This is a genomic window from Mucilaginibacter sp. 5C4, assembly GCF_034345625.1.
In the GTDB taxonomy this organism is placed as follows: Bacteria; Bacteroidota; Bacteroidia; order Sphingobacteriales; family Sphingobacteriaceae; genus Mucilaginibacter; species Mucilaginibacter aurantiaciroseus.
In genome coordinates this window covers 4398952-4406391 of record NZ_CP133775.1, presented here as the reverse complement: position 1 = coordinate 4406391, position 7440 = coordinate 4398952, and the positions used below count along the sequence as shown (strand labels likewise).

Sequence of the window (7440 nt, the reverse complement as noted above, 5' to 3'; positions counted from 1 at the left end):
CCCGAATATGATCTGCTCTGAAATTAGGGTATATGGCTCTAATTTATTGATAATATCAGAGGCCTCCGTGGGTGGTACCGAAAGTGCTGATGTATCACTTAGCCTCATGTAAACTTTAAGATGCATAGAGGCCGATCATAACCTGGCTATCCTTTAGAATAAAAATGCCTGTCTGCCAATTTTCAATACAGCTATATCTATGGACGGCCGCCTTTGATCGTTGACTAATTATTGACAATATAAACTTGTGGGAGATACGTGCTACATGTTATATTGCTCGAAGGGATCGAACCATTTATATTAAGCACTGCCGTGGTTACCTAAACCCGATAGGCGGGAAAGCCTTTGCCTGCGCGCAAGGCTGGCTTAACGGGGCAAAGCTTGTACAGATAGCGGGGCTACCGCATCAGGAAGCACTACTGGAGTACCTTTTCAAGAATTTTTACTAGGTATTATGGCCTAAAAAGTATTGCCGTTTTTGTTTGTTATAATGCGGTAAACTACCCAGTCGTTGGTTTCAAATACCTTACGGAAATTCACATTGGATATGCTGTGGAGGATAAGGCCGACGTATTTATCATTTAGTTGTGTGTAGCCCGATACTACGTTACGGGGGCTTGCTACAACTACATAATCTATATACTTATCGGGCGTTTCAAGCGCGCTGAGGTAGTTGCCTTGGTAAGGCATAATAATGGGCTTAATATCGTGCGTAAAGGCTATAACGCTGTAAGCGATGGCATCGTCGAGCAGCACGTGCGAATCTGACGGGAGGCTGTTAAGATAGTTGGCCACCTCTTCGTTATCGCGCTGGGTATCGGCTTTTTTGTCTTCAAAGAAAACGTTTATAAAATTCTGCTCTTCGGGTATTGATGACGTTCTTAAGAAATACCAGCCGGTGTATAATTGAATTAACACCGTTGCCAGCAGCAGCAATTTAAATACACTTTGGTTTTTTACTACTTGGGCCTTGAATATTACGCACAGGTAAGCCAGTATTAAAAATATCATATAGTATTGGTAGGCCAGGAAAACCTTGTCGTACTTGATGTGTAAGAACTCGATGAACGCGAATGGTGTAAGTATGGTTAATACCTGGTAGGTGCTCCCGCGGAACAGGTATATGGCAATCAGTATCATGGGTGCGAACAACACTACACGAAAGGACATCAGGATAGACGTTTCGGGGATCCGGTACGCGGTATTGGCGGTAAGCTGCTCGAAACTTAGCTTATCTACCAGTACATTCCAGGTGGCGTAGGGGCTTTCGGTAAAATAATTAAGATCGCTTGCGTGGGTAAGGTTTAACAGTTTATAACAAAGCACCGCCGCCAAAGGCAGGCTAAATAAGATGATATACAGCGCGAATGTTTTGTTGATAAGCTTACGCCTTAACGACGGGCTATTAAAGCTTAAAAATAGCCTGAAAATAGACTCCTGCTCGCCCAGGTTTAAACTGTGGATAGTGATGGATAGCACCAGCGGCAAAAAAAACAGCGTAAGCCATATGAACCTGTAATCGCAAAAAATAAGGATAACTAAACTTAAGCTGGCTATGGATACGTGAAACGTTGTGTTTGACCGATAAAACTTAAACAGGTTAAGAAAGAACAGGAAGAAGAAGATGAGGATCAAATAAATGCCTTTGCCAGATGCCGCGGTATAAATAATACCGGGGTGAAACAAAAATAGAATAAGCAATAACCAAATGTAACCATCATCATTTAAGCGTTTTGCTACGGTAGTTGCTATTACGTGGAACAATATAGCAGTACCAACAGCTGAGGCCAATACGGGTGCCAGCGACTGGCTGATGACACTAAATAAAAACGTTGCGTAAAACGGAATGATAGGGGCAGTTAAGCCCATTACCTTTAAACGGTTACCTAACCCCTCAAAAACTATTTTAGATTTTTCGATATAAAATAACGACTCGTGGTTGTAATACCCAAGGTTATTAAGGTAAATACCACATACCAGGTAGTAAACTATCAGTATGAAGGTTAATATAATAAGATATAGCGTGCCCGTTAGCTTCATATTATTTTACAACGTTTGTTGGGCTGTTTACTTTACTTAATCCGTGGTTGGTTTTTTCCCAGTAGAACGGCTTTACAATTAGCTGATACAGCCCTTTATAGGCCGATATGGAGTGCATTAGCCAGTAAATTGGGTTGGCTACAGCAAACAGGATGAGCTCGTAGTAGCGCCTTTTAAATACCGCTATCATGTTGATGTATATCATGAGGATGTTGCCCACCATGAGGTTAAAGATGGACATGAACAGTACCCAATCCGGGAAGAGGGTACGGATGCCGGAAAGATCAAATACAACGTAACAGATAAAGAAGGTTAGTAACAGCGGGTATACCAAAAAGGTAATTGGGGTAGCACCTATAAAGAAATTGAAACCCAGGAAACCTTTCCAGCCAATTTCTTTCCAAAAGGCAACCGGGTGGCGCATGTGTACCAGGTATGTTTGCATGTATCCCTTGATCCAGCGGCTACGCTGGCGAATCCAGTTAAACGGCTCGTTATTGGCTTCTTCATAAGTGGTAGAGTTAATGATGGCAACTTTATAACCCTTTGCATAAACGCGCACACCAAGGTCGGCATCTTCGGTTACGTTAAAGGGGTCCCATGCGCCAAGTTCTACCAGTTCATCCAGTTTAAAGTGGTTACTGGTACCGCCCAAAGGGATAGGAATATCAAGGGTATCCAGCCCCGGCAGCATATAATCAAACCAGTACGAATACTCCAGGGTAAACATACGGGTTAGGAAGTTCTCGTTACGGTTAAAGTAGTTTAACGCGCTTTGTACGCAAACGTATTCTTTAGGCAGCTTGCCAAATAACGAAACAACTTTTTTCAGCTGATCGGTATCGGGGATATCCTCGGCATCATATATAGTTAGGTACTTGCCGCGGGCAAAGTGCAGGCCGTAGTTACAGGCTTTAGGCTTTGTTTTGGGCATATGATAGGGTACTACTATCACCTCGAACACCGCGGGGAAATCAAGGTTTTTTACCGCGTTAAACGTTTTATCGTCCTCTTCTTCTATCAATAGCTTAATATCCAGCTTATGGCGTGGGTAATCTATCGATTGCAGGTTCCAGATGAGTTTTTTGATCAGCTTATCTTCCCTAAATACCGGCAACAATATGGTATAAATGGGCAGGTCATCATCGCGTAACAATTTTAGCTCCTCTTTGGTTACGGCTTGGTGCAGCTCGAACCTTGAACCCACCAGGGCCAGGAAAAGCTTAAATATAATGGCCACCAAAAAGAACGAACTGATGATGACGTTGATGATGATGGATGTGTTCTTAAAGCTTAGCGCAAGGCCAATGGCAACTACAGCTATGATCACAAATATCACAATAAGCTGCGCGGTTGAAAAGGTTACCACCGCAGAGCTATCCGGATCGCGCTTCATCAGCTCAAATACAGCCGACTTGATATATTTATCGCCCAGTAACTTGTTGCTAAGCCAGGTAATATCCAGATCGGATGCCAGGATAATCTCGGGCTCCATATCGTAAGTAAAGCGGATAAAATCTGTAAACAGGGTATCATCCGGCGAAGCCATTAAACAAATTACCTTACCATTTTGGATACGCAGCGGCATGGCCAAACGGTCGTGCGCAAAGTTGAGGTCTATTTTACTGAGTACCTCTTCGTCATAGGCTTCATCGCGGGGATGCTCGTTAAGCGTATACCCCGCGTTAAGCATACACCGGTCGTAATTTTTACGTGAAATATATCCCGAAGTGAGCGCTATCTTGATGAAGGATAACCCCGATTCATTTGAATGTACTTCAATTGCATCGCGGTCACCTGCTGTGATAAACCCATCATTAGTCAACAATTCAGGAATTGATATACTCATGAATAAATTAATATATAATTAAAACCTTGCGCCTCTGCTTCGTGGAACATTAGTCGTTAAACAGTTCCTGCGATTTTTGGACCTTTGAACGTATGTAAAGGAATGATAACAGGATAAGCACCAGTATACCTAATAAGATGTAAAGGTTGTAAGTATCCCAGAAACGGGTTAACGCGCTCTTGGTGTCAATGTACTCCAGGTTCTCGCTCGATTTATTTATATTAAACAGGTACTTGTTATTGTTAACATCAGAGATACAAACGTTACTGCTCAGCGTTGATAGCCGCTCTGTAATTGATTTTGATGCAGCAAGGAAGGCATCGGCCAGGTGTTTACCAGTGGCGGTTAATACCAGCGTTGCATTGTTGCTTCGGCCATAGAAGATCTGGGCCAAACCGTTTGATGTAGTATCTGACAGCGAGTACACCACCGTATTATTATCGGTATTGTACAGCCTAAAATTGCGGTTAAACTTAATAGGGGCATCCGGGAACTCTTCCAGCAACTTATCATCCTTAGATAATAAGGCTATAATGTTGTTCTTTTTAAGCTCTGATGGTGTTTTGGCCATATCCTCAGAGTATATAAACTCAGGGAAGTTATTAGCGTTAATGTTATTGTTTAGCTCATAAATGATCTCGCCCATGGCGCCTGCAGCATATTTGGCATATGGTTTTGATACCACTATGCGGGTTGTGCCGCTGTTAAACGCTTCAGGATATTGGTAGAAGCTTAGATCACTGGTGATGAACGGGTTTTTAGATTCCAGGTATGATTTATCAGCGTCTATCTCGGCAAAGAAGTTGGTAAAGCTGTTTTTACAGTTACCATTGTTAGGGTAAAATCTAAACTCGGCCTCAAGTGTGTTGTACTTGTGGTGCTGGTAACGGTTAATGGTAATAGATGAGTTTAACTTACCCGATGCATCCAATTTTTCGCTGCTTAACAATAGGCCGTTAAGGTATATGTTAAAGAAACCACGGTCGCCCGGGTTTAAGGCGCTGTAGTTAGCAACTATGCGGATCTCAACCTCTTTAGGGGTAAAACTAAAATCGGAGTTTTTAAAGTTGAACGAGCTTTTTAACGAGCCGATACCTGACAAGAAATCGCTATTGCCGCCAATTTGCTTTAAAGATAGTTTAGAGCGGTTCTCATCAATAGTTTTAAAGAAGGTATTTTGTGCTTTATTCACCAAAAGGTAATCGCCAAAGGTTGAGTTAAGCACATTCATATTACCTAAAGCGGTAATGGTTTTTTCGTAACCTGCGTCATCACCACCGGTAACAAACAATATCTCTGTAGGTACAGATTCTAACAATACCGATTTAACAGATGTAAACCTGCCGCCTGCATCAACCATACGGGTTACCGTATCGGTTACCGTAGCTACAGATTTATGCAGGTATAACAAGCCCTGGTTGGCTTGTGGTGTAACTTTTACTAATGCTTGTTTATTTGCCGGTAAAGTTGGCATGGTACCAACCATAATGTAGTTACGTACGCTATCCGGTAATTTATCTAATTCGTAAACACCAATGTTTTTGGTTTGGGTTTTCTTTAATCTCGAATATGCCCAGGCAACCGCCTTAAGATCATGCAGGCTTGGGTTGCTGTTGTAAACTATGGCTGTTTTTGAATCGAAACAGTTGCTGATGTTTATATTATTGAAGAAGTTTTTACTGCTTTTTACTAACGACAGGTAAGAGTAGTTCTTGATCTTTAACCACATGGCCGGGTTATCCAGGTCGCGACATTGGTCGTCTGTAATGGTTAAAAGTGTTTTAACGGTTATTTTAAGATAGTTATCTGCTGAGATATCAGCCTTAGATAATGGGAAAACAATCTTCTGGATAGAGTCTTTTGTTAAGCGGCCGCTATATACCGGTTTGGTACCAACAAATAAGTTGATGTATGACTTCTCGCGGATCAACGCCTGCGACGGTTCAAAGTATATAACCAGCTTACTACCGTTTATTTCATACTGAGGGATGATCTTGAAATAAAAGGAACTGGCGCCACTCATACCAAATATGGGTTCGTCATCATTATGGCCCATTGCTTTAAAGGACATAATTTTTTGGGAGTACGAGGCCGTGGTAATTAGTATGAAAGCCAGGAAAGTCAGAAATCTTTTCATCAGATTATAGTCGTTAGTTTATTACGTAAAATTCTACTCTAAAATAGTTGCCGTTATCGTCGCTACGGTAAATAAGGTCACCACCAAGCTCTTTGGTCATTAGTTTGGCAATAGAAAGGCCCAGGCCAAGCCTGCTCTCCATAGGGCCCGATGCATCATTAAGCGTTTTTAGCTTGTTAAACATCATTTCAAGTTCTTCCTGCCCAATGGCAACACCCTCATCAATAATCTCGAACACAAATTTCTGGCGTTGCAAATTGGAAACAACTTTTATATCGTTGTTGGTTTGCGAAAACTTTATAGCATTTGAGAGTAAATTTTGAAAAATCTGGCCCACAAATACTTTATCAAGCTTTACGTTAAGCGGCAGTTTCAAAATGTTATCCGTCAAATGGATGTTTTTCATCTGGGCCGTTTCCTGCAAGCCCCTAAATACATGGTTAACTTCGGCGTTAATATCAAATATCTCCAGGTTGAATTTCATCTCCGGCGACTCAATCTCCTTAACATCCATTAGCTTGTTAAGCATGTACAGCATTTTTTCGGCACTCTCGCCAATATAGCTGGTGTAGTCTTTTTGGTCGGAACTGAGGCGGTAATCCTCTTCTTTAAGCATGTTATTGCTCATCACAATAGAACCTATAAGGTTTTTCAGGTCGTGGCCGGCAATATTTATGAAGCTGTTTTTTTGATCGTCAAGCTTGCGTAGTTGCTCGTACTGGCGGTCAATAATATTATTTTTTTCGTTGATGTTTTGGTTTTGTTCTTTAAGCTGTTCGTTGCTTTTTTCGATCAGGATCTGCGAGCGTACATCGCGCGCAATAACCTTATAACGCGCGTTTGGTATTAAACAGGAAATGAAGGCAATAATGAAGAAAACTTGCCCGCCGTTGCTAATAACAAGGTCTAATGTGTACTCGCTAAAAAGGTTGTAAAATATGGCAAGCAATAGTAATGCTGCTAAAGTTTGAATGATAGAGTTTATAGGCTCCCAAAAAACCTGCAGGTTAAAAAACAATATGATGGTTGCGTATATTAAGTAGTAAGTATTTTGCTGTTGGATATTAACTACATTACATAAAATTGCACACGTAATTGATAACAGGAAGAAGGAGATATGCAGTAACGTTCGGTAATTATACCTGCGCGCCTGGAAAAAACTGTACAAGCCGTATATAATAAGTACAGTAATAATACGTACAATTAAAAACTGCACCCAAATGTTGTTTGCGTATATAAAATCGACAATACTGAAGATGGGGTAAAGGAATATAATTGTCCAAATTATATTATTAGTTTGATACCAGGCTTTTTTGGATATCTCTTTTGTATACTCTTCTTTGGAAATTTGAACAAACATTTTGTGTCCTTAAATTATAATAAATAAGTTAACTTTTAATAAGCACTAAAATAT

At 41.0% G+C, this 7440-nt stretch carries 4 protein-coding genes; all 4 read right to left on the bottom strand.

Annotation, left to right across the window (positions count from 1 at the left end):
* Nucleotides 1-459: 459 nt before the first annotated feature.
* From RHM67_RS20545 to RHM67_RS20530, 4 genes are read right to left on the bottom strand one after another with little or no spacing between them, the layout of a single operon-like run.
* Nucleotides 460-2040, bottom strand: coding sequence for a hypothetical protein (locus RHM67_RS20545; protein ID WP_322229345.1), 1581 nt, complete (start codon nt 2038-2040; stop codon nt 460-462).
* Between the two features lies 1 nt (nt 2041).
* Complete coding sequence (locus tag RHM67_RS20540; protein WP_322229342.1) at nt 2042-3889, bottom strand: glycosyltransferase family 2 protein; 1848 nt, start codon at nt 3887-3889, stop codon at nt 2042-2044.
* A 49-nt stretch (nt 3890-3938) separates the two neighbouring features.
* Entirely contained in the window at nt 3939-6026 is a 2088-nt protein-coding gene (locus RHM67_RS20535; RefSeq protein WP_322229340.1) for a cellulose biosynthesis cyclic di-GMP-binding regulatory protein BcsB, read from the bottom strand.
* 13 nt (nt 6027-6039) lie between these two features.
* Nucleotides 6040-7386: a HAMP domain-containing sensor histidine kinase gene (locus RHM67_RS20530; RefSeq protein ID WP_322229336.1), complete on the bottom strand. Its 1347-nt coding sequence runs from the start codon at nt 7384-7386 to the stop codon at nt 6040-6042.
* Between the last annotated feature and the right edge of the window lie 54 nt (nt 7387-7440).